Origin of the sequence: Kaistia granuli DSM 23481 (genome assembly GCF_000380505.1) — a bacterium.
Lineage (GTDB): Bacteria > Pseudomonadota > Alphaproteobacteria > Rhizobiales > Kaistiaceae > Kaistia > Kaistia granuli.
The window spans coordinates 96,426-119,809 of sequence record NZ_AQYH01000020.1 but is presented as its reverse complement, the minus strand read 5'-3'; the positions used below and the strand labels follow the sequence as shown (position 1 = coordinate 119,809).

20 protein-coding genes and 1 tRNA gene are annotated in these 23,384 nt (G+C 65.7%); 6 read left to right on the top strand and 15 right to left on the bottom strand.

Annotated elements, in window-relative coordinates; genetic code table 11:
• Positions 1–18: 18 nt before the first annotated feature.
• The 5 genes from G342_RS0122140 to G342_RS0122120 all read right to left on the bottom strand — a co-directional run bounded on the left by G342_RS0122140 (position 19) and on the right by G342_RS0122120 (position 4,446).
• Entirely contained in the window at positions 19–1,278 is a 1,260-nt protein-coding gene (locus G342_RS0122140; protein WP_018185365.1) for a D-amino acid dehydrogenase, read from the bottom strand.
• Positions 1,279–1,363: 85 nt separating this feature from the next.
• Positions 1,364–2,131: an amino acid ABC transporter ATP-binding protein gene (locus tag G342_RS0122135; protein WP_018185364.1), complete on the bottom strand. Its 768-nt coding sequence runs from the start codon at positions 2,129–2,131 to the stop codon at positions 1,364–1,366.
• A 12-nt stretch (positions 2,132–2,143) separates the two neighbouring features.
• Positions 2,144–2,800: an amino acid ABC transporter permease gene (locus tag G342_RS0122130; RefSeq protein ID WP_018185363.1), complete on the bottom strand. Its 657-nt coding sequence runs from the start codon at positions 2,798–2,800 to the stop codon at positions 2,144–2,146.
• 5 nt (positions 2,801–2,805) lie between these two features.
• Complete coding sequence (locus G342_RS0122125) at positions 2,806–3,468, bottom strand: amino acid ABC transporter permease (protein ID WP_018185362.1); 663 nt, start codon at positions 3,466–3,468, stop codon at positions 2,806–2,808.
• A gap of 144 nt (positions 3,469–3,612) precedes the next feature.
• Positions 3,613–4,446: a transporter substrate-binding domain-containing protein gene (locus G342_RS0122120; protein WP_018185361.1), complete on the bottom strand. Its 834-nt coding sequence runs from the start codon at positions 4,444–4,446 to the stop codon at positions 3,613–3,615.
• Positions 4,447–4,563: 117 nt separating this feature from the next.
• On the opposite strand from G342_RS0122120, the gene G342_RS0122115 reads away from it, so the two are divergent.
• The 4 genes from G342_RS0122115 to G342_RS0122100 all read left to right on the top strand — a co-directional run bounded on the left by G342_RS0122115 (position 4,564) and on the right by G342_RS0122100 (position 8,689).
• Positions 4,564–5,364, top strand: a complete 801-nt coding sequence (locus G342_RS0122115) for an IclR family transcriptional regulator (RefSeq protein ID WP_018185360.1) — start codon at positions 4,564–4,566, stop codon at positions 5,362–5,364.
• A gap of 363 nt (positions 5,365–5,727) precedes the next feature.
• Positions 5,728–5,820, top strand: a tRNA-Ser gene (locus tag G342_RS0122110).
• Between the two features lie 371 nt (positions 5,821–6,191).
• Positions 6,192–7,262, top strand: coding sequence for a glycosyltransferase (locus tag G342_RS0122105; protein ID WP_040879252.1), 1,071 nt, complete (start codon positions 6,192–6,194; stop codon positions 7,260–7,262).
• A 398-nt stretch (positions 7,263–7,660) separates the two neighbouring features.
• Positions 7,661–8,689: a DNA topoisomerase IB gene (locus tag G342_RS0122100; RefSeq protein WP_018185358.1), complete on the top strand. Its 1,029-nt coding sequence runs from the start codon at positions 7,661–7,663 to the stop codon at positions 8,687–8,689.
• Between the two features lie 32 nt (positions 8,690–8,721).
• On the opposite strand, the gene G342_RS0122095 is transcribed toward G342_RS0122100, so the two are convergent.
• Complete coding sequence (locus tag G342_RS0122095; RefSeq protein ID WP_018185357.1) at positions 8,722–10,692, bottom strand: acyltransferase family protein; 1,971 nt, start codon at positions 10,690–10,692, stop codon at positions 8,722–8,724.
• A 318-nt stretch (positions 10,693–11,010) separates the two neighbouring features.
• Between G342_RS0122095 and G342_RS0122090 the strand changes: the two genes are divergently transcribed.
• Complete coding sequence (locus G342_RS0122090; RefSeq protein ID WP_018185356.1) at positions 11,011–12,240, top strand: DUF763 domain-containing protein; 1,230 nt, start codon at positions 11,011–11,013, stop codon at positions 12,238–12,240.
• A gap of 3 nt (positions 12,241–12,243) precedes the next feature.
• Here G342_RS0122090 and G342_RS0122085 read toward each other — a convergent pair whose 3' ends face one another.
• The 6 genes from G342_RS0122085 to G342_RS0122060 all read right to left on the bottom strand — a co-directional run bounded on the left by G342_RS0122085 (position 12,244) and on the right by G342_RS0122060 (position 18,738).
• Positions 12,244–13,296, bottom strand: a complete 1,053-nt coding sequence (locus G342_RS0122085) for an endonuclease/exonuclease/phosphatase family protein (protein ID WP_018185355.1) — start codon at positions 13,294–13,296, stop codon at positions 12,244–12,246.
• A gap of 16 nt (positions 13,297–13,312) precedes the next feature.
• Complete coding sequence (locus tag G342_RS0122080; RefSeq protein WP_018185354.1) at positions 13,313–14,233, bottom strand: sugar phosphate isomerase/epimerase family protein; 921 nt, start codon at positions 14,231–14,233, stop codon at positions 13,313–13,315.
• A 27-nt stretch (positions 14,234–14,260) separates the two neighbouring features.
• Positions 14,261–15,370, bottom strand: coding sequence for a sn-glycerol-3-phosphate ABC transporter ATP-binding protein UgpC (ugpC, locus tag G342_RS0122075; RefSeq protein ID WP_018185353.1), 1,110 nt, complete (start codon positions 15,368–15,370; stop codon positions 14,261–14,263).
• 17 nt (positions 15,371–15,387) lie between these two features.
• Positions 15,388–16,302: an ABC transporter permease subunit gene (locus G342_RS0122070; protein WP_018185352.1), complete on the bottom strand. Its 915-nt coding sequence runs from the start codon at positions 16,300–16,302 to the stop codon at positions 15,388–15,390.
• Between the two features lie 11 nt (positions 16,303–16,313).
• Positions 16,314–17,198, bottom strand: coding sequence for a carbohydrate ABC transporter permease (locus G342_RS0122065; protein ID WP_018185351.1), 885 nt, complete (start codon positions 17,196–17,198; stop codon positions 16,314–16,316).
• Positions 17,199–17,388: 190 nt separating this feature from the next.
• Positions 17,389–18,738, bottom strand: coding sequence for an extracellular solute-binding protein (locus tag G342_RS0122060; protein WP_018185350.1), 1,350 nt, complete (start codon positions 18,736–18,738; stop codon positions 17,389–17,391).
• Between the two features lie 277 nt (positions 18,739–19,015).
• On the opposite strand from G342_RS0122060, the gene arsK reads away from it, so the two are divergent.
• The gene (gene arsK, locus G342_RS0122055) at positions 19,016–20,209 is read left to right on the top strand and encodes an arsenite efflux MFS transporter ArsK (protein ID WP_245557321.1); all 1,194 of its coding nucleotides are present in this window, start codon (positions 19,016–19,018) and stop codon (positions 20,207–20,209) included.
• Here the strand turns inward: arsK and G342_RS0122050 are convergent.
• The 3 genes from G342_RS0122050 to G342_RS0122040 are packed head-to-tail and all read right to left on the bottom strand — an operon-like array spanning position 20,184 to position 23,369.
• On the bottom strand, positions 20,184–20,945 hold the full coding sequence (locus G342_RS0122050; RefSeq protein ID WP_018185348.1) for an ABC transporter permease: 762 nt from the start codon (positions 20,943–20,945) through the stop codon (positions 20,184–20,186). The two genes, arsK and G342_RS0122050, sit on opposite strands and share 26 nt — an antisense overlap.
• Positions 20,942–21,859, bottom strand: a complete 918-nt coding sequence (locus tag G342_RS0122045; RefSeq protein WP_245557320.1) for an ABC transporter permease — start codon at positions 21,857–21,859, stop codon at positions 20,942–20,944. The genes G342_RS0122050 and G342_RS0122045 overlap by 4 nt, the downstream gene beginning before the upstream one ends.
• A 13-nt stretch (positions 21,860–21,872) precedes the next feature.
• Positions 21,873–23,369, bottom strand: coding sequence for an ABC transporter substrate-binding protein (locus tag G342_RS0122040; RefSeq protein ID WP_018185346.1), 1,497 nt, complete (start codon positions 23,367–23,369; stop codon positions 21,873–21,875).
• Positions 23,370–23,384: the final 15 nt, after the last annotated feature.

The following is a 23,384-nucleotide window of genomic DNA, read 5'->3' as shown; positions in this document are numbered from 1 at the left end:
CCTCTCTCGTTTCAGGGATTATTGGTAGCGGGTGCTCGAAAAGGCGGAAATATCGACGGCTGGCCGACGGCCGGCCACCAGATCGGCGAGAACGCCGGCCGCACCGCAGGACATAGTCCATCCAAGGGTGCCGTGTCCCGTATTCAGATAGAGATTGCCGATGCCGGTCTTGCCGATGACCGGCGGACCATCCGGCGTCATCGGCCGCAGGCCGCTCCAGCGCTCCGCATTGGCAATCGCCTCGCGCGGGATCTGCGGATACAGCGCCTGCGCCACATATTCGAGCCCCTTGTAGCGGTGCTCGGGGCGCGAGAGATCGTAGCCGGCCAGTTCGGCGGTGCCGCCGACGCGGATGCGATCGCCGAGATAGGTGACGCCGATCTTGAACGTCTCGTCGGAGACGGTCGAATGCGGCCCGATCGCGTCGCTGTCCGCCTGGATGGTCAGCGAATAGCCCTTGAGCGGATAGATCGGCAGCTTGATCCCGAGTGGGGCGAGCAGCCTAGCACTGCCGACACCGAGACAGGTGACGACGGCGTCGCAGCTATACTCGTCCTTGTCCGTGATCACGGAACGGACGCGATCGCCGCTGACCTTCAGCTCTCGGATCGTCTCGCCGTAACGGAAAGTGACGCCGTCCTGCACGCATTGGGCGGCCAGGGCCTGCGTGAAGCGATGGCAGTCGCCCGTCTCGTCGCCGGGCAGCAGCGCGGCCCCGACGATGCCGTTCTCGCGGATGGCGAGATTCGGCTCGCGCAGCGCCAGGGCAGCCGGGCGCAGCGTCTCCGCCGGCACGCCCATCGCGGCCAGCGTCTTCATGTCCCGCTCGTAGATGTCGAGCTGCTTCTCGGAGCGGAAGAGCACCAGCGTGCCGCGGTCGCGCCCGTCATAGTCGATCGGGATGGTGTTGCGCAGCTCGCGGAAGCGGTCGCGGCTATACTCGCCGATCGCCACCATCGCCTGCTTGGAGCGCTCATACTGCGCCGGCGTGGCGGCCCGCCACATGCGCCACAGCCAGCGCACCATCTCCGGATCGGGGAACTTGCTGATGATGAGCGGCGGGTACTTCTCGAACATCCAGTGCAGCGCCTTGCCGACCAGGCCCGGAACGGCCCAGGGTGCGGACAGCGCCGGCGATATCTGGGCGGCGTTGGCGTAGCTGGTGCCGAGACCGGTGGCGGGCTCCTTCTCCAGGAGGACGACTTCATGCCCTTCCTGACGAAGGGCATAGGCCGTCGTGACGCCGATGACTCCGCCACCGAGCACAATGATACGCATATGAAAGTCTCCAGAATGAACTGTGCTCGGAGGGGCCAGCCCGAAAGGCCGGGCCGCCCTGGGTCAGGGCGAGCCGGCGCCCATCTTATTGGAATTTCGACTTTCCGAGGAACTCGGCAAGCCGCTGCGATTTCGGGTTGTGGAACATTTCCTTCGGATCGCCCTCTTCGGCGATCACGCCATGCTCCATGAAGATGACCTTGCTCGACACCTGATAGGCGAAGCGCATCTCGTGTGTCACCAGCAACATGGTCATGCCGTCATTGGCCAGATCCTGAATGACGTTCAGGACCTCGTTGACCAGCTCCGGATCGAGCGCCGACGTAACCTCGTCGAACAGCATCAACTTCGGATTCATGGCGATCGCCCGGGCAATCGCCACACGCTGCTGCTGTCCGCCGGAAAGCTGGATGGGATAGTGGTTCTTGCGCTGGGACATGCCCACCCGCTCCAGCCACTTCTCCGCCACCGCGACGGCCTCGTCTTTCGCCATGCCGCGGGTCTTGCGCAGGCCGAGCGTCACATTGCCGAGCGCCGTCATATGCGGGAAGAGATTGAACTGCTGGAACGCCATGCCGGTCAGGGCGCGGTTCTTGGCCCGCTCGCGCTCGGGAAGGGCGACGCGCTTGCCGTTGCTGGTCTTGTAGCCGATGAGCTGGCCGTCGATGCGAATATCACCGCCCTGGAACTCCTCGAGCAGGTTGATGCAGCGCAGCAGCGTCGTCTTGCCGGAACCGGAGGAGCCGATGATCGACACGACCTCACCCGGCTTCATGGCGAGGTCAACGCCCTTGATGACCTCGAGCGGGCCGTAGCTTTTGCGAAGGCCTGATATTTCGAGAATGCTGTTCATGATGGACTTTCCTCAGAATGCCAGACGCTTCTCGACCAGCTTGCCGAACTTCGACAGGGTGAGGTTGATGGCGAAATAGATCAGGCCGCAGACCAGGTAGAACTCGGCGTTCATGAAGTTTCGCGAGACGATCTGCTGTGTCGTGAGCAGCAGTTCCGGCACGCTGATGACGGCCAGCAGCGAGGACGCCTTGACGATCTCGACCGCCGCGTTGATCCAGGCCGGCAATGCCTGCCGCAGCACCTGGGGCAGCAGCACGTAGAACAGGATCTTCGGGAAGGTCAGGCCGACGCTCTTTGCAGCCTCGGCCTGACCAGGCGGAACGGCCGCCAGACCGCCCCGGAATACTTCCGCCACATGGGCGCTGCAGAAGGCCGACAGCGCCAGGATGCCGGCGCCGGTTGCCGAGAGGCCAAGCCCGGCCAGCGGCACGATGTAGAAGCTCGCCAGCATCAGCACCAGGACCGGCGTGCCGCGGATGAAGTCGAGATAGATCCAGCCGCAGATACGGGCCGGCATCCGGCCATAGAAGATCATCAGACCCAGCAGCGAGCCGAAGACGCTGCCGTACGCGATGGCCTGGAACGAGACCGTGACCGTGGCAATCGAGCCCTGCAGCAGGCGCGGCCAGACATTGGCCAGCTCGACGAAAAAGGCGGAAAGATCCATGACCGTCACCTCTTGATGGCCAGACGCGCTTCGAACAAGCGAAGCAGCGAGGCAATGGTGAAGGTTGCCGCGACATAGAGCAGGCTCGTGACGATCCACGTCTCGATGATGCGGAAGCTCTCCACATTGATCTTGCGGGCGTAGTAGGTCAGCTCCGGCACCGCGATCGCCGCCGCGAGCGACGTATCCTTGAAGAGCGAGATGAACGCGTTGCCCATGGAGGGCAGCGTCGAACGCAGCATCAGCGGGATGATGATCGAGAGGCGGATCTGCATCGGCCGCAGGCCGACGGCCATGCCCGCCTCAGTCATCCCCTTCGGGATCGCTTGCAAGCCGCCCCGAAAGACTTCCGCCAGATTGGCGCCGGCATAGATCGACAACGCCGCGACGAAGGACGTGATCTTGCTGAAGCGAATGCCCAGCTGTGGCAGGGCAAAGAACATGAAGAAGATGACGAGAAGAATGGGGATGTTTCGGATGAACGAAACATACAGACCGGCGATCCAGGCCGTCGGCTTGTTCTTCGAAACCAGCCCGAACGCGACGACGCCGCCGATCACAACACCGATCAGGATCGACAATGCCGCAAGCGAGAGACCGATCCCGAGGCCATACAGCAGGGTGTCGAAGTTGCGCCATATCGGCACAAAGTCAAATGAGTAGTTCATTCGTTTTTCCGTCGAAGCTGTCGATGGCGACCGAATGCGCCGCCCTCCCCGCTACAGAGACAGAGAGCGAGCGGCGCCCACGCAGGCTTCCGTCCTGCCGGACGCGCGCCGGAGGCGGCGCGGTCCGGCAGCGACCCGTTCCGCCTAGCGGAATTCGACGGGCACACCGATGGCCGGCGGCGCCAGCTCGATGCCGAAATACTCGTTATACGCCTTGGCGTAGTCGTCGAAGTTGACGCCCGCGATGGCCTCCTGGAGCGCAGTGTTGATCCAGTTCAGCCACTCCTGGTCGCCCTTCTTGACGGCGCAGGAATAGGTCATCGGCTGCCAGTAATAGCCGATGTCGATGTACTTCTCCGGGTCCTGCTTGACGAGCCAGCGGATGTTGGAGGCATCGATGACGGCGGCATCCACGCGGCCGCTGTTGACGGCCTGGGCCACCAGATCCTGGCTCTCATACTGGTCGACGGTCGCCTCGGGCAGCGTCTTGTGCGTGAACTCCTCGGCGAAGACGTTCTGCAGCATGGAGACGGTCACAGAGCTGCCGGCGGCCTTCAGCTCCTCGAGCGTCTTGTACTTCGACTTCGGGCTGACCAGCAGGCCGACGCCCTCGCGATAGTAGGGAGCGGTGAACTCGACCTGCAGGGCGCGCTGCGGCGTCACGGTGATGAACTGGCACGTGATGTCGACCTTGTCGGTGACCAGATTCGCGATGCGCGCATCGGCCGACTGATCGACGAATTCGATCTTGGTGTCGTCGTTGAACAGGCTCTTCGCGATGATCTTCGAAATCGCGACGTCGAAGCCCTTCAGCTCACCCTTCTCGTCGATGTAGTGCCACGGCGCATTGGTGCTGCCGGTGCCAACGACGATCTTGCCGCGCTTCTGAACTTCTTCGAGTTTGCCGGCGAAAGCCGCGCTGCCCGATGCCGCCATGGCTGCGGCCGCGATCAAGGTTGCTGCGATCGATTTTTTCATTGCACATCCCCTCTGTCCACTACAAGAGACACATGCCCTTGTAACGGACACAATTCACTATAGGGGATATGGCGTGTCAAGCGGCTTTGTGGAAAATGAACGGACAGGGGGAATCAGATGCAGCGCGCAAAAGGGACGGACCGCATCCTCGACATTCTCGATTTCTTCGAGAGTGCGGACGGACCGGCGACGAGAAACGCCATCGCCAGCGCCATCTCCTGCCCACGCTCGACGCTGTATGCGCTCGTGGACACGCTGATCGAGCGCGGCTGGCTGACGCAAACGCCCGACGGGCACATCAGCCCCGGCAACAAGGTTGCCCGCATGGGGCTGGCCTATTCAAGGCACGCCAAATTCGAGGCGATCGCCCGCGAGATCATGAGCAATCTGGCCAAGGAGACCGGCGAGGTTGTTGAGTTCAACATCATCGACAACTGGAAGCAGCTTGTCGTGCTGTCGGTCACCCTCAAGGAGCACAGCTATCTGCGCGCCGTCGAGGGAACCATGGTGCCCGCGCCGGCCACGGCGGCGGCCCGGGTCTTGCTGACCGATATTCCTGCTCCGATCCTCGCCAGGCACATTCCGCCGGGCGATTTCACGCTGAACTCCGGCGTCACGATCTCCATGGACGAGTTCATGGCGGATATCGAGAAGGCAAGGAAGGATGGCTATTTCGTCGGCTATAAGCTCCTCGATGACTTCGTGAGCACAATCGCCATGCCCGTCTTCAGCCGCCGAGGCGAACGGATCGGCGCCGTCAGTATCGTCATGCCGACGTCCCACCTCGAAGCGGGCCCGCAGCCACTGGTCGAAAAGCTCGGCCGAACCGCAGGCCAGATCAGCGAATTCCTGAAGCTGACGCACTGGGATTTTGGGCAGAGCGCCTATGACAAGCTCGTCAACGCGCGTGCGGGCTGATTGAGCGCGGACGATTCTCCGTGATCCCGAGACGCTTGCCGACGGCTCCCGCGCCGATCGACAGAATGAATTTTTCCGGCAAGGCGGTCTCTAGCGGGCCACGGGTCGCCTCAGGCGGGTCACAACAAGGCTCGGGGCCATCGGCGACGGAAGCGGGCGATCCGTCACGCCAACGGTGCGCCAGACGGACAAAGCGTGAGCGAAGCCGGGAAGACACTGCCGTCTGGGTGCCTCGACCGTCGCGTGGCCGAGCTTGATTCCCCTTCATCCCACCAGTACCTGCGCGATCCTCGCGTGTGGAAAAGGCGCGGTCCCGAACAAATGAGCTTGTGTCCTGCCGTTCCTACCGGTAACACCAGCGGCGGAGAGGTGGCCGAGTGGCCGAAGGCGCTCCCCTGCTAAGGGAGTAGACGGCTTAAAACCGTCTCGAGGGTTCGAATCCCTTCCTCTCCGCCATTCCCCTATCAAGGCTCTGACATCCTTACCGATTGCTCGGTATAGCCCGGCAAAAGGTTGCGCGCATTTGCACCCACGGATCAAGCCCGCTTTGGCGTGCCTGCTCGCAGAAGCTGCGCCAAGGACCTCGACCATCGCCCTCCGGCTATGGTTGGTATGACAGCGAGCGCCCCCTGAGTTTCAGCGACTTTAGCAACGATCCAGCCATCAAGCCGGAAGCCGTTGCGCGTAGGGCTCATCCGGGCCAACGGGTCGACGATCGCGCGCCGCGATTCCTCGCGTTTATCGGCCGCCTGCGATCCAGTATGTTGCGCCATGACGCGCCTTTCAGCTCGAGGGATCTGGAAGCCCGTGTCGGAGGCCTATCGAATTTGACGACAACAACGGATCCTGCCCGCCCCACCGAATGGATCGCCGCGACCTGGCCCGGGCAAACCGTGCGAAACCCGTTCGTCCAGATTCTCACCGACGGCCTCGCCAGCGCCGGCCTGGAGTTGCGGCCGATCAGTCGTCCGTCGCAAATGCTGATCCCCGAAGCCTCGGCCCTGTTGATCCAATGGCCGGACCAGATCTTCTGGCATGCAACCGGGACGCTCGATCTGATCCAGCGCGCGGCTCGGGAGATCCTCGGATTGTGGCGATGGCGACGCAGCGGGAAGACGCTGATCTGGGTGGTTCACAACGCCGTTCCGCACGACCGCTCGCGCACGGAACGACGGATCTGGGCCGCCTATACCCACATGCTGGCCCGCCTCGTACACGGCTATATGACGTTGAGCCCGGCGACGCGCGACGCTGTGCTGAAAGCGCATCCGGGCCTCCGCGGCAAGCCGTTCGCCTGGTTCCGCCATCCTGCCTATCGCGATGTCCTGCGCGAGGAAAGCGTCGCCTCCGACACCCGGGAAAAGCTCGGCGTCCGCCCTGGTCAAGTCCTGATCTCCGCGATTGGAATGCTGAGGGCCTACAAAGGCATAGACGAACTTTTGACAGTATTCGGGCAAGCGGCCCGGAATGACTGGCGACTGCTGATCGCCGGACGGCCCGGCATGCGGAGCCTCTATGACGAGATCCAGCGCAGGGTTGCAGGTCACCCCAGCGTGATCATGGACGTACGCGAGCTGAGCGACGACGAGCTTGCGAACTACGTGGCGGCTTCGGATCGGCTGGTGGCGCCGTACAAGGACTATCTCCATTCCGGCTCGCTCATCTATGCGGTGAGCGCGGCGCGCATGGTGTTGACCCCGTCGACACCCTTCGCCAGGGACCTTTCCGATCTGGTAGGAGCGGGTTGGGTCAACACCTACAACCCGCCGCTGACGCCGGGGGACTTGCGTGCTTTCATGGAAAGAAGCCTCCCCGCGGCCCCTCCCGATATCAGCAGCCTGAAGCCGTCGAAAGCCGGCCGGGACATCGTCGACTTCATCGAGCGGCTGCGGCGGTAGTCCGGACGCGATCGAGCGCCGGCAGGGCTCCTGCCAGCCCTGCCCCCCGCTCCAGCATCGCGCTTTCGGCTCCCCGGGAACAACGGATGGCTCTCGCAGGGAACTCTCGCCGAATTCGGTCGTTGGCGTCGTAGATCAATACGATCATAGGGAGGACGGATCGATGCCATCCCATTCGGAAATGGCGATAGAGTTTGAAGCCCGACGGCTGTGGGAGGCGAGCGGTCGACCGATCTGGTCCCATCCGCTCGACCACTGGTCCGAAGCCATAGGCAGCTTGGCCGGCCGTTCGGCCGCACAAAAGGCCCGGGTGCCCCGCTACGGTCCCGGCAAGGCCAATAGCGATTGGGCCGACGTTCGGCAAAAGCGGAAGGAACTCGGATCGGACGCGTGATCCGATGGCGAACGCCGACGAAGGGCCCTCGTCCGGAACCATTGCGTCGAAACTCGACATGACCGGCGCCGCCGGCCTGACGATCCGGCGCCAGCGGCGAGGCAAGGGATTCATCTATTTCGACGAAAAGGGAAAGCGGATCCGGTCCAAGGCCGATCTCGAACGGATTGCTCACCTCGCCATTCCGCCCGCCTATGACTCGGTCCGGATCGCCGCCAATCCCGCGTCCCACCTGCAGGCCATCGGCCGCGACGCGGCGGGGCGCTGGCAGCATCGCTATCACGATGCCTGGACAGTCGTGCGCGAGGCCCGAAAGGCCGATCGCCTCGACGGCCTGATCTCGGTTCTGCCCAGGCTGCGGGCGACCGTGCGGCGGGACATGGCGCGGCGGGAGCTCGATCGCCGCAAGGCGCTGGCCTGCGCCGTGGCGATCCTCGACGAAACGCATATCCGCGTGGGATCGGAACCCTATGTGAGCACGTCGGGCGCCCGCGGCGCCGCCACCCTGCTCAAGCGGCAATCGGTGCTCGGTCGTGGGCGGGTCCTGCTCTGCTTTCGCGGCAAGGGCGGCACGCGGTTTCGCTGCACCGTCGTCCATTCGCCCCTCGCCCGGGCGCTGGCGAGGATCGCCACCCTGCCCGGCCGGCGACTGCTGCAGTATATCGACGCCGACGGCGTCGTGAGAGCCGTGCACGCCGCAGACGTCAACAGCTACCTGCGCGACATATCCGGCGCTGCCATTTCGGCCAAGGACCTCCGGATGCTGGCAGCCAACGCGCTCGCGGCCGAACGCTTCGCGGCACTGGCGCCGGATGAAAGCGAGACCGCGCGCCGCCGGCAGATTGCCGGCGTGATGCGGGAGGTGGCCGAGCATCTGGGCAACACCCCGGCCGTCACCCGCAAGAGCTACGTCCACGCCAGGGTCGTCGAGGCCTTCGCGTCCGGCCAATTGCCGAAGCTGCTCCGCTCCAGCCAATCGGCCAACCACCGCACGCGAAGCGAGGCCCTGCTTCGCCGGCTGCTGCCGTCATGAGGAGTGAGGCAGTCGGCGGTTCGGCGCCGCCCTCAGCCAGAACCTTCGAACACCTGCCGGAACATCGGGATCAGCCGGCTACCGCCTCGCTCGCTCAGATGATCGTCGTCATAGTAGATCGGCAGCCCATCAAAGGCGCCCCGGCAGCGGCCGTCGCTGCAGAGATAGGGCAGAGGATCGAGGATCTTCACGCCGCAGCGCTGGGCGGCCAGATCCTGGGCGGCCCAGACGAAGGCGTGCCGCTTGTGGTATTCCTCGAACGAGATGGAAATCTCCCGAAAATTGCCCTGCAGTCGCGCTCGTCCCATGCTGATGGGAACATCGGCGGGCATCTCCGGGATCGGCCGGACGAAGTAGACCGGCCGGGTGCGGGCGAACGCGCAGGCCGTGGCTACGAGCTTCTCGCGGACATTGGCGAAATAGGCCGGATCTCGAACCGGGGTCGTCGCGCTCGCAAGCGCGCCGGGAGCAGCTTCGACATTGTCGATATCCGTCGGATCGGTGTCGACGCCGGTCCGGTTCAGGATCACCAGGGGCGCGCCCGGCAGTGTCTGACTCTTCTGAAGCGCCAGGTCGACGAACTCGGCGCAACGGATGTCGTCGCTCTTGGTCCGCTTCAGCCCGCTGATCGTCTTGCAGCCAGACCGGGTCCAGTCGAGGACATGAAGATCGGGCGCCGGCAACGCCTTCTCGACCGATCGGATGACGGCGCCCGCATGGCTGTCGCCGATGACGATCGCGCCCAGCCTGGGACCGCCATAGGTGCATTCGGGAACCGGATTGTCGCCATTCGCCTGGCACTCGGCGATCCTCGGGTTCCGGTTGTCCGTCTCGGCAAAGATCGCGAGTATTTCGGCCGGCAGGCGCCCTGGCGCCCCCTTGCTCATCTTCACCATCTGGCTCGGCAGCAGCACAACCAGCACAGCGGCCAGCACCACGGCATAGCCGGCCGAGGATGGCAGGCGGACGAGGCCGACGCGGACCGGGGTCTCGATGTAGCGATAGGAAAGCCAGCCGAGGATAGCCGTCAGCAGCAAGCCGCAGGCGATGGCGGCGGGGTCCTTCTCCAGCTCGAGATAGTAGATCGCGACGACGATCGGCCAGTGCCAGAGATAGAGCGAATAGGAGCATCGCCCCATCCACTGGACGATTGCGCCGCCGGTCAGGATGGAGTTCTGGCGATGGGCGACCAGAACCAGGCCGGTCCCCAGAACCGGGACAATCGCGAGCCAGCCGGGCCAGACGACCGTCTGGTCAAGGAGCAGGACCGAGCCCAGGATCAGGATGAAACCGCCGACTTCGAGCCCGATCTGGGCCCTCTTGGTGGGCGGCGGCGCAGTCGCGACGAGGAAGACCAGCGCGCCGGCGAGCAGTTCCCAGGCGCGCCAGGGCAGCAGGAAGAAGGCGCGCGACGGCAGGCTGGCGGAGGTCAGGATCGATAGCAGAAGCGAAGCCAGCGCCAGCGCCGCCAGCGCCATCGCGAGCCTTCGCCGGTCGGGCGCGATGCGCCACAGCACGAGGACGAGGATCGGGAACAGCAGGTAGAACTGCCACTCGACCGCCAGCGACCAGGTGTGGAGCAGGATCTTCTGATGCGCCTCGACATCGAAATATCCGATCTCGCGGCTGAAGCGGAAATTCGAGAGAAACGCCAGGGCGCTGACCGTGTGCTTTGCCAGCAGCGCATATTCCTGCGGCGACAGATAGATCCAGCCGAGTACCATCAGCACGGCACAGAGCACGAGCAACGCCGGAACAATGCGACGCGCGCGGGCCAGATAGAAATTCGCCAGGAACCGCCCCGTCGACAAACTGCCGCTCGAGACCTTCTCGGCCCCTGCGAGCACGATGCCCGCCATCAGGTAGCCGGACAGCACGAAGAACACGTCGACGCCGACGAAGCCGCCGGAGAAGGTGGAAAAGCCGAAATGGAACAGGATGACCGAACCGACCGCCCAGGCGCGTAGGCCGTTGATGTCGGAACGAAAGGAAGGGCTTGGCATTTTGAGGATCGCAAGTTCGCGCGCACGGCTTTCCCGGCCCAGAAAGGCTCGGGATCAGGCGCTATCGACGGTGTGGTGGATGGGCGGACGGGCCGCGGCGAAGGGCCCGGAAGCGGTGCGGCTAACTCGTTAGGCGTTCCCCGGCGTTCGGCCCCGAGCCGTCATATTCGCACCCTGTGACTATCTTGCAAGCTGACGCTGAGGCAGCGATACGAGCTCGTTGCCGACGCTGCGTCATGCCGGCTCCGGCCACCGCCCTCGGCCGCCTGCCGTGCTAGAGTTTCCGCATCGACGGCTCGAACAGGGATCGAATCACGGATGGCGAAGCGGGCCGGAAGCGCGGATCTGCCGTTGCATGGCGGGCATGTGCCGCGCTGGCTCTCCGACCGGATGACCCGGCTCGGCGCCGTGATCAGCGAGGCGGTCGTCCACGAATATGGCCGCGACGAGTTGCTGCGCCGGCTCGCCCATCCGTTCTGGTTCCAGTCCTTCGGCGCCGTGATGGGGATGGACTGGCATTCCTCCGGCATCACCACCAGCGTGCTCGGCGCCTTGAAGCGCGGGCTGACGCCGCTCGCGGGCGAACTCGGCATCCATGTCTGCGGCGGCAAGGGCCGGCATTCGCGCCTGACGCCGCAGGAACTGATGGGGATCGGCGATCGCGTCGGCTTCGACGGCATGGCGCTGGCCAAGGCGAGCCGGCTGGTCGCCAAGGTCGACAGCGCCGCGATCCAGGACGGCTTCGATCTCTACCTGCACGGCTTCATTGTCACCGATGACGGCAAATGGGTCGTTGTGCAGCAGGGCATGAACGACGACAGCCACCAGGCGCGGCGCTATCACTGGCTGTCCGAGGGGCTGACGAGCTTCGTCGACGCGCCGCACGCAGCGATCGACGGCATCCAGCAGGGCGAAATCGTCAATTTGACCGATAAGCGCGCCGAGCCGTCGCGGACCGGCCAGCTCGACATGCTGGCCGATCTCGGCCCGGACAAGATCGCGCTGGAATTCGCGGCGCTGCGGGCGGAAGCCGCGCCACCGCCGCCCGCGACCGACCAGCCGCTGCTACCGCATCTGATCATGCCGGCGCATCACGACGTCCGTTCCAGCGACGTGGTCACCCGCCGCCTGCATGGCGCGCTGGCGGCCGCCGCCGAGCAGGGCCCGACGGACTTCGCCGACCTGCTGCTGGTGCCGGGCGTCGGCGCGCGCACCGTACAGGCGCTGGCGATGGTGGCGGAGGTCGTGCACGGCGCACCCTACCGCTTCAGCGATCCGGCCCGCTTCTCGTTCGCCCATGGCGGCAAGGACCGCCACCCCTTCCCCGTCCCGCTGCGGGTCTACGACCACACGATCCGGGTCATGACCTCGGCCGTGCAGAAGGCGAAGCTCGGGCGAGAAGAGGAACTGGCCGCCTTGAAGCGCCTCGACCAGCAGGCCCGCCGGCTGGAACAGGTCGCGACCGGGCCGAGCGTCGAGGCGATGATCGCCGACGAACGGGAACGCTCGGCCAGCTACGCCGGCCGCAGCGTGTTCGGCTGGGAGTAGCCTTCAGTCGAAGGCGAACTCCGCCACGATCAAGTCGTGGTCCGAGATGGCGTTGCCCGCCTTGTCGAGAGCCGGCACGGTCCTCGGGTTCGACGCCTGAAGGCCCCGCGAGAACAGCCAGTCGATCCGGCCATAGGGCGGCAATGGCGTGCCGTCGGGCCGCATCCGCAACGTCGCCTCGGCCGTATTGGCGGTTTGCCAGACGAACCCGGCCTCTTCCATCAGGTTGAATAGCGCTTCCGTCTTCTGCGGGTTGGCGAGCCAGTCTTCCTGCGGCTGCTCGAGGATATCCTTGGTGTTCAAGTCACCGCCGATGACGACGGGCAGATCGCCCGCCAGACCTTCGACGGCCGCGAGTAGGCGTGTCATCTGGCGGGCGCGCTCGGCGGCGTCGGACTTGCTCTCGAGATGCACGACGACGGCCCAGAACGGCCCCTGCCCCGTCTCGATCTTCGCCGCGATCGCCATGCGCCAGCCGAGCCGGCTCTGGTCACCCTCGGCGCCCAGCCACCAGACGGCGCCGTCGTCGAGCCGGATCAGAGCCACATCGCTGAACGGCAGACGTGACAGCAGCGCGTTGCCGTGAAAGCCGGTGGCATTGGTCTCGCCGGCATGCCAGGCGCCTTCGCGCTCGTCGCCGAGGCCCAGTTCGACAAACTCGACGCCATAGGCGTAACCCATGCCGAGGGCGCCGGCGAGATCGCGCGTCGTATGACGGTTTCCGGCCCGCGCCATACCGAGATCCGTCTCGGAGAGCAGCAGGACATCCGGCCCGACGCCGGCCACGAGATCGGCCGACGCCGTATGGTATTTGAGCCGCTCGGCGTTCCAGGCGGCGACCCGCAGCGGGCCATCCGGCCGGATCACGGGAGCCGGCCCCCGGATCTCGACAGCGTTGAAAGCCGGCAGGTCGAGGGCGAGGCGATCATGCTCCGCCCTCGTCTTGTCGGAACGCAATGCCTCGCCGACAAGGCCCGGCGGCGGCGCCGGCAGGCTCGGAACGGTTGTCGTCACGAGCTCCGGCGACGGCGCGGTGGCGATATCGGTCAGAGGCATTGGACGGCTCCTTCGATCAGGCCGCGAGCGCGGCGTGGCGGGCGTTGAGGCGAGCGGCCAGTGCGCGCGCCCGCTCGATCGATTCCGCCCGGTCGGCATCGAAGCGCTCGTCGATCTCCAGGATCAGCGCCGTGCCGGGCAGCACCTCGATCGTGTCGAACACCCTCTCCCATGGCAGGTCGCCCCAACCGAGAGGCAGGTGCAGGTCGCCGATGCCGAGCGCGGCCGCCTCGCTTGGATGATAGAACTTGGTCATCGTGTAGGGACGGCCGAAGCTGTCATGCACATGCAGATGGCCGGCGACCGGGCCCATCGCCTTGACCTCGTCGAGGAAGTCGCCGCCGGTCCGGGTCGCCTCGATATAGGCGTGGCCGAAATCGATCGTCGTGACGAGGTTCGGATGGTCGATCGCCCGGACGGTCGCCGCGACCTCGGAGGGCTGCTGGCGGTACATAGCATCGTCGGCGGCGAAGATGTTCTCCAGCGCGATGCGGACATCGTGACGGCCGGCGACATCGGCAAGCTCGGCCAGCGCGTCGTGCTGCATGCGGTCGTAGCCGGCGATGACGCGGCGCGGCGCCATCGGCGCGTGGCCGCTGTGGTGCACGAGGATGTCGGCGCCGACGCGCGAGCAGAGCTCCAGCATGGCGCGGACGGCCGCCTTCTGGAATTCCAGGTGCTCGGCATCCATGAAATTGGAGACGATCAGGCCGTGCACCGTATAGCGCAGCGGGAACTTGGCGCAGATGTCGGCCAGCCGACGGGCACGCGCTTCCAGCACGCGGCCGCCGACGATCAGGTCCTCGCCGCAGAGCGACAGCTCCGCCACATCGGAGCCAAGCTCGGCGATGCGGGCAAGCGAGGCTTCCAGATGATTGAGGTCGCCGACGCCGGCCGTGGTGCAGAAGCCGACATGGCTGATCAGGTCGTTGCTCATGGCAAAGGTCTCGAATGGGTTGAGGGGTCAGAGGGAGGTCGCGTGGGCCGGCTGCGACGCCGGCAAATCAATGCGGAGGCCGCTCTCGATCGAAAAGAGATGGATGTCGGCGGGATCGATCATCACGCCGACGGGATCGCCGGTCTCGAAGGTGGCAGCGTCGCTGAGCGCGACGGCGAAAGACAGCCCGTCGAAATCGGTATGGACGACGCGGCCGGCACCAAGTTCTTCGATGAAGTCGACGGTGGCGGGCAGCGAGCCCGGCGTGCCGGCCTCGACGAGCTTCGCCGCTTCGGCGCGCACGCCGAGCACGATCTTGTGGCCGACGAGTCGGGCATCGAGCGCGCCGGGCAGCGGAATGCGGCGCTGCTCGTCATAGACGAATACGCCATGGCGATCGATCGCACCCTCCATCAGGTTCATCGACGGCGAGCCGACGAAATTGGCGACGAAGCGGGTGGCCGGGCGGTTGTAGACCTCTGCTGGCGTGCCGACCTGCTCGATGCGGCCACCATTCATGACGACGAGCCGGTCGCCCAGCGTCATCGCCTCGGTCTGGTCATGCGTGACGAAGACGGACGTCGCGCCGAGCCTGCGATGCAGGCGGCGGATCTCGGCGCGCATGGCGACGCGCAGCTTGGCGTCGAGGTTGGAGAGCGGCTCGTCGAACAAAAACACCTTCGGCTCCCGCACGATGGCGCGGCCCATGGCGACGCGCTGGCGCTGGCCGCCGGAAAGCGCCGCCGGGCGACGGTCGAGGAAGGCTTCGAGGCCGACCACCTTGGCGGTGGCGGCGACCCGCTGCATGCGCTCGGCTTTCGGCACGCCGGCAACCTTCAGCGCATAGCCGATGTTTTCGGCCACCGTCATGTGCGGATAGAGCGCGTAGTTCTGGAACACCATGGCGCAGCCGCGCTCGCGCGGCTCCAACTTGTTGACCAGCTTGCCGTCGATCCAGATCTCGCCGCCCGAGATTTCCTCGAGCCCGGCGATCATCCGGAGCAGCGTGGACTTGCCGCAGCCGGACGGGCCGAGAATGACGATGAACTCGCCCGTGGCGATCTCGAGGTCGACCCCGTGCACGACGGCGTTCTTGGCATAAGCCTTCTTGACGCCCTTGATGGCAATCGATGACATCGGATGGTCCTTTCCAATCACTTCTCGGTCGAGATCAGGCCGCGCACGAACCAGCGCTGCATCAGGATCACGACGATGAGCGGCGGCGCCATGATGATGAGCGTTCCCGCCATGGCGACGTTCCAGTCCGGCAAGCCGAATTCGGAGGGAATGAGGTGCTTCAGCTGGGTCACGGCGATGCCGAAATTCGGGTCGGTGGTGATCAGCAGCGGCCAGAGATACTGGTTCCACGACCAGACGAACATGATGGTGAAGAGCGCGATCATGTTCGGCTTCGATAGCGGGAACAGGATGTCGACGAAGAAGCGGACCGCCCCGGAGCCGTCCATCTTGGCGGCTTCCGCCAGCTCGTCCGGCACCGTCAGGTAGAACTGGCGGTAGAGGAACGTTCCAGTCGCGGTGGCGACAAGCGGCAGGATCAGGCCGGTATAGGAATTGAGCAGGCCCCATTCGAGCTTCACCTGCAGGCCAGAGACATTGCGGATCAGCCAGGAGATGCCAGTGACGTCGAGGATCGCCTGGAACGGCGCCAGCGCATTGGCGGCGACCGCGTAGGTCGGCACGATGCGGACCTCGAGCGGCAGCATGAGCGTGATGAAGATCAGCCAGAACATCAGCATCCGCCCGGGAAAGCGGAAATAGACGATGGCGAACGCCGCCATCGACGACAGCAGCACCTTGCCGGCCGCCACAGTGCCGGCGAACAGGAAGGAATTCAGCAGCTTGCGGCCGAGATCGGCGCGGATCCAGGCCTCGTGCAGATTGGCGAACAGGTCGGAACCGGGGACGAGCGGCATCGGCACCGTGTTGACGGTGCGGATATCGTGCGTCGCGGCGATGACGACGATCAGGAAGGGCAGCAGGACTGTGAGGAGACCGATAAAGAGCACGATCTGGCAGACGGCGTTGAAGATGGGAGTGCGTTCGACCATCGGCCCCGCCCCTATTTGTAGTGCACGCGCCGCTCGACGAAGCGGAACTGCACGATGGTGAGGAGGACGACGAGGCCCATCAGGATGATCGACTGCGCGGCGGCGCCGGAATAGTCGAGACCTTTGAAACCGTCGAAGTAGATCTTGTAGACCATCAGCTCGGTCGCCCTCGCCGGGCCGCCCTGGGTCATGATGTCGACGATGCCGAAACTGTCCTGAAAGCTCTCGGTGATGTTGATCACGAGAAGGAAGAACAAGGTCGGCGTCAGCAGCGGCAGCTGGATGTCCCACATGCGGCGCATCGGGCCGGAGCCGTCCATCGCGGCCGCCTCGATCAGCGAGCGGGGAATGCTCTGCAGCGCCGACAGGAAGAAGATGAAGTTGTAGCCGACATATTTCCACGAGAAGGCGATGATGACGGCGATCATCGCGTCGGTGCCGTCGAGCGCCGGATTCCACAAGCCCGGCCAGATCTGGTTGATCAGCGACAGGAAGCCGGCCTCGGGCGCCAGGATGAAGCGGAAGGCGAGGCCGAGCGCCGGCGCGGCGATGGCATAGGGCCAGATGAAGACGCTGCGATAGGCCTTGTGGCCGCGCATCTCGCGATCGGTGAAAAGCGCCAGCAGCAGCGCGACGCCCATGGCGATCGAGGTCGAGCCGAGGCCGAACACCATGCTGCGCGAGATGGCGCCCCAGTAGTAGGGATCGCTGAGCAGCTGGCGGAAATTCTGCAGGCCGACCCAGGTGTTGCCGCCGCCCCAGGGTTGTTCCAGCGTGAAGGCCCAGTAGAGCGCCTGACCGCTCGGCCAGTAGAAGAAGACAAAGATCAGCACGAGCATCGGCAGGGCGAACAGAAGGCCGATGGTCGTGGACGAGAAGGTGGCGCGCTTTTCCATGGGACAGACTCGATCTTCAGGTTGCCGGCGCCTCCGGACGGGGCGGCGACAACCTGGATCCGGCGCGGTGCATGGGGCACGCGGCCGGATCGAGGAATAGGCGGAACGTGAACGGCGCACGTTCCGCCCGGCTCCCTTGTCCTGCCTCGCCGGAGCGAGGCAGGCGGGGTGGGAGTTCGACGTGACGGGATTACGGCAGGGTCTTGCCGGCGTAGGTCTGCTCGAACTTGCGCAGGATCTGGTTGCCGCGATCGGCCGCCGTGTCGAGCGAGGCCTGGACGTCTTCGTTCTTGATGAAGATCGCCTGCAGGCCGTTCGAGATTTCCTGGCGGATCTGCAGCAGGCCGCCGAGGCGGATGCCTTGCGGAGCCGGATCCTCAGCGGGCGACGCGGTCAGGCTCTGGATCGCCAGCTCGCGGCCCTTGTACGGAGCTTCCTTGTAGAAGCCCTGCTGGTTCAGATACTCGAAGCCGGAATTGCGGACCGGGATGTAACCGGTCACCGTCGACCAGGTCAGCGCTTCTTCCGGCTTGGCGATGAAGTCGAAGAAGGCGGCCGCGCCCTTGTACTCGGCGTCGGACTTGCCGGTCAGCACCCAGAGCGAGGCGCCGCCGACGAAGGAGCTCTTGCGATCCGTGCCCTCATAGACGGGCAGCATCGCGACGTCCCAGTTCAGGCCTTCCTTGGCGGTACGGCCGATATTTCCGTGATCGCCGACCGAGGTCAGGATGACCTGGCAATCGCCGTTGGCGAAGGCTTCGATGAAGGTCTGGCCGGTTTCCTTCGACTTGATGACGGCTTCGCCATTGTCGTACCAGCCCTTCAAATCCCTAACGAACTGGACCCACTTGCCCTTGTTGAAGGAGAGCTCGGCGTCGAGGCCTTCATAGCCGTTCTTCCGAGTGGCGATCGGCTCGCCATGCACGGCCAGGAACTGCTCGCCAAGCTGCCAGACTTCGTCACGCGAGATGTTGAAGCCGAGCGGGCAAGCATAGCCGGCCGCCTTCAGCGCCTTGAAATCGGCCGCGGCTTCTTCCCACGTCGCCGGAGCATGGTCCTTGCCGATCTTGGCGAAGGCGTCCTTGTTCCAGTACAGCAGCGCCGTCGAGGAATTGAAGGGGAACGAGTACATCTCGCCCTTCGACGTCGCATAGTAGTTGGCGATGCCGGAGAAATAGTCCTTCCAGTCGACCGTGTAGCCCATGTCGGTCATGAGCTTGTTGGCCGGGTAGTAGGCGCCCGACAGCATGATGTCGAGCGTGCCGGCGTCCGACACCTGGGCGATGGTCGGCTGCTGGCCGGCGCGGAAGGCCGCGATGGTGTTCTGGAGCGAGGCGTCATACGAGCCCTGGCTGGTGCAGACGACTTCATAGTCGGCCTGGCTGGCGTTGAAGCGCTCGCACTGTTCCTGGACGCGCTTGGCGATATCGCCCGAATTGCCGAACCAGAAGTCGATCTTGGTCTTGTCGGCCGCGGCCGGGCCGGCGAGCAGGGCTGCGACGGCGAAGGTGCCGACGGCGCCGATAAGCTTGGCGTTCATGAGAGCCTCACGAAGGGGTTGAGCGCCAGTCTGGCGCGACGGCCACCGCTTAGCCCGCCGCCCGTAACGCTCGGATGACACGCCGGCTTACTGCCGTCCGCCGCCCGTCTCGGTCCGCCGTCGTCCCCAAACCGCCGCTTCGGCACGGCGTGAATTCGGACTGTTCCCGCCGGCCGCGAACGCGCATAGAACCGTCGAGACGCAGACGAGTCGCGACTCGCCCTCGTGCCACCAGCCCATTGAGACGGTCCAAGGCGATCCACGCATGAATCCCGGCATGGCGGTCATCGCCCTCGGCCTGACCCAGATCATCGGCTACGGCACGCTCTACTACAGCTTCAGCGTCCTCGCCCCCGCAATGGGCCGCGAGTTCGGTATCTCGACGGAGTGGATGTTCGCCGCCTTCTCCGTCTCGCTGCTCGTCAGCGGACTGAGCGCGCCGTGGATCGGCGCCTGGATCGACCGCGCCGGCGCCGGGCGCGTCATGACGGTCGGCTCGCTGGTCGCCACCCTGGCGCTCGCCACCGCGGCGCTGGCCGGCAACAGCATCCTGCTCGTGCTCGGCCTGATCGCGATCCAGATCGCCTCGGCGCTGGTGCAGTACACCAGCTCCTTCACGCTGCTTGTCCAGATCAACCCGGCCCGGGCGCAGCGCACCATCACCCAGCTGACGCTGATCGCCGGCTTCTCGTCGACGCTGTTCTGGCCCTTCACAAGCTGGCTGCACGACCGCCTCGACTGGCATCAGGTCTACTGGCTGTTCGCAGCGCTGCATCTCTTCCTCTGCTTTCCCGTCCATGCCTGGCTGATGGTACGGACGCGGACCGACGTCGGCCGCCGCTCCGACCTCGATCCGGCCGTTCCTTCGAGGCCGCCCCTCATCGGTGTCATCGAGGCGTCAGCCCGGCCGCGCGCCTTTGCGCTGATGCTGGTCGGCTTCGCCATCCAGAGCTTCGTCACCTCGACCTTCCTCGTCCACATGCTGCCGATGCTGACGGGCCTCGGCCTCGCCAAGGCGAGCGTGCTGGTCGCCTCGGTGTTCGGACCGGCGCAGGTGCTGAGCCGCTTCACCAACATGATGTTCGCAGGCAAGCTGTCGCAGCGGACGCTGGCGATCATCGCGTCGGTGTTTCTGCCGCTCGCCACCGGTATCCTGCTGCTGACGGCGCCAAACCTCGCCGGCGCCTTCGCCTTTGCCATCGTGTTCGGGCTGAGCTCGGGCCTCTCCAGCATCGTGCAGGGCACCTTGCCGCTCGAGCTGTTCGGCAGCGACGGCTACGGCAAGCGCCTCGGCCGGCTGACCTCGGTGCGGCTCGTCGTCTCCTCGGCCGCGCCCTTCGCTTTTGCCCTGATGACGGAGCGGCTCGGCTATCCGGCGGCGCTCACCATCATCGCGGCGCTCAGCACACTCGCCGTCTTCGCCTTCCTGGCGATCGGCAGCCCCGTCAATCCGCGTCGAAAGACGCATTGAGCACCGCCGCGACCACGGCGATGGCAAGGCCTGGCCAGACCATCAGCATCGGATGGTCGAACAGGAACATCCGATATTCGAACAGCATCGCGCCCCAGTCGGGCCGCGACGGATCGGCACCCAGGCCGAGAAACGCCAGCGACGCATAGGCTGTGACGGCGAGGCCGCCATTGCTGCCGATATGGGCGAACAGCACCGGCGCCATGTTGGGCACGACGTGGCGCAGCACCAGCGGCAGCCCGCCGACGCCGAGCGCCCTCGCCGCCTGCACATAGGGCTGGCCGAGCAGCCGCTGCGCCAGCGCATGGGCGAACAGCGTATAGGGCCCGACACCGGCAAGCCCGAGCGCCACGCCGGCCGTCAGCGGGCTCAATCCGAAGATCGCCGCGGCCGTCAGCGCGACGATCAGGGTCGGCACGACGATGAACATCTCCGCCGCCCGCAGGATCGCCCCTCCCCGCCAGCCGCCCAGCATCGCCGCCAGGATGCCGAAGAGCGAGCCGCCGACCATGCCGATCGCGGCGACGCAGACGAGCACGATCGCGGTGCGCCAGCCGCCGACCATCAGGCGCGAAAGCAGATCGCGACCGAACTGGTCGGTGCCGAGCCAATGCGCCCACGAATTGGGCGCATGGCGATGCGCCAGGTCGATGGCGTCAGGGTCATGCGGCTGCCAGAGCGCGCCGGCCAGCATCAGCGCGACGACGACCAGCGCAGGGATCGGACGGAGCTTCATGCCCGGCGTCCGCCCAGCCAGGCGAGGCTCGCGGCGATGCCGGCGTTCAGCAGCAGCAGCCAGCCCGCCACCACCATCACATAGGCCTGCAATACCGGATAATCGCGCGCCGCGATGCTCTCGACCAGGAACTGACCGATGCCGGGCAGGCCGAACAGCACTTCGATCGCCGCCGTGCTGCCGACCGCCCAGCTCGCCTCGGCGCGGAAGGCCGAGAGCAGCGCATAGAGGGCATGGGCATGACCGTGCCGCCAAAGCGCGGCGGGCCGGCCGAGCCCCTTGGCGAGCGCCGTGCGGAAGAAGGGCTGGCTGCTGATATCGATGAGGTCGCGTCGGTAGACGCGGGTAAGGACGGCCAGCGAATGCAGGGCGATCAGCGCGATCGGCAGGATCAGCCCGCTCCAGTCGCGCGAGAAAGGCCGGATCCATCGAAGCTGCACGCCGAGTACCCAGAGAAACACCAGCCCGAGCCAGATCGACGGCACCGCCTGGACCAGGACGGCCAGCATGCGGGTGACGCCATCGACGAGCCCGCGCGGCTTCAGCGCCGCCAGGAAGCCGAGCGGCACGGCGGCGACGAGCGCGAGGGTAAGGCCCGAGAAGGCAATCGTCAGCGTCAGCGGCAGGCGGCGCAGGAATTCGTCCAGCACCGGCTCACCGGTCCGGAACGAAAGGCCCCAGTCGCCGCTAAAGAAGCGCAGGATCCAGGCGGCGTAGCGCTCCAGGAATGGCCGATCGAGACCCCACTGCGCCCGGAGCCCGGCGACGATCTCGCCGTCGACGGGAAGGTTCCAGGCCCGGATCGCGATGGCGACGGGATCGGACGGCATGGCCGAGATGATCGCGAACGCCAGCAAGGATATCGCCAGCAGGCTGGCGATCGTCCGCAACGTGATCCGGACCGGGAGGGTCAAGCGTGCCTCGCCACTACCGGGCTTCGCCGATATCGGCGCGCAGGACGTGGTAGTCGGAGCCCCAGGGCTCGTAGCCCGAAAGCGCCTTCGAGACGCCGACATGCCAGACGGGCGAGACGAGGAACGACACCGGCGCGTCCTCGATCAGCTTCGCCTCAGCCGCGGCGGCGATGGCCGCCCGCTTGGCGGGATCGGTCTCTTCGGCGAAGCCATCGAGAATGGCGTCGAAGGCGTCATCGGCATAGCCCGAGAAGTTGAGCCCGGCGCCGGTCCGGAACGTGCTGTTCAGGAAGAAGGCGGGATCGCCGCTCGGCGCCGTGTGCTGAGCCCAGAGGAAGACATCGAAATCACCCGAGCCGGCGACCTCGTTGGCGTTCTCGACGATCCGCGTCTCGACTTCGATGCCGAGCGCTGCCAGTTGCGCCTTCACCACCGGCAGCATGGCGACGAGATCCGGCCGCTGCGGATAGGCGAGCACGGCGAGCCTGAGGGTGGCGCCGTCCTTGCTGCGCTTGCCATCCGCGCTGACGACCCATCCGGCCTCGTCCAGCAGTCCGGCAGCCTTCCCGACATCGGTCGAGCGCGCTTGCTTGCCGGCGAACGGGAAATAGGGCGCATAGGCGCCGGTCGCCGGCGTACCGCCATGGATGGCCAGCACGAGCTGGTCGCGGTCGATCGCGAGATCGACGGCGCGGCGGACGCGGGCGTCGGCGAGCATCGGGCTGCGGGTGTTGAGATAGGCGAGATACTGGTAACCGACGGCGAATTCCTTGACCGTCAGGTCCTCGTTCGCCTTGAGCCGCGCTATACCTTCCGACGGAAGTCCAAAGGCGAGATCGAGTTGGCCGGCCTCGAAGGCGAGCGTCAGCGCCTGGCCGTCGGCGAACTTGCGATAGGTGACCGGGCCGCGTTTTTCGGCGCCTGCGAAATGCGGATTGGGCTCCAGCTCGATCTCGGCGTCGGGCCGGAACGACTTCACGGCATAGGGGCCGCTGAAGCTCGCCGTACCGTCGCCCTGAAGGTGGTAGGTGACCAGCGGCCATTCGGCGAACAGCGCCTGGATCAGCGCCACCGGCTTCTCCGTCGTGACTTGCAGCGTCAGCGGATCGACCGCCTGGAACCGCAGCGTGCCGCCGGTCGCCAGCGCCGCCTTGTTGTTGGCCATGGTATGGGCGAGCCCAGCGCCGACCGTCGCGGCCGAGACCTCCGTACCGTCCGCGAAGCGGCGGTTCGGCTTCAGCTTTACCAGCCAGGTGAATTCATCGACCCGCTCAGCGCTCTCGGCGAGGTTGGGACCGAGCACGCCATCCCTATCGACCGAGAACAAGTTCTCGCCGATGCCGTGACTGGTCAGTGCCCAGCCGTTCGAGCCCTTGGCGGGATCGAGCCCGCTGGTGATGAAGGAGGCGCCGACGCGGAGCGGCTCGGCCGCCCATGCGGTAGTGGATAGAGCGGCTGCCGAGGCAAGCAGCGCGGCGGAGACGCGCAGGGCGCGAAGCAGGGTCTTCATGCGATGGGACTTTCT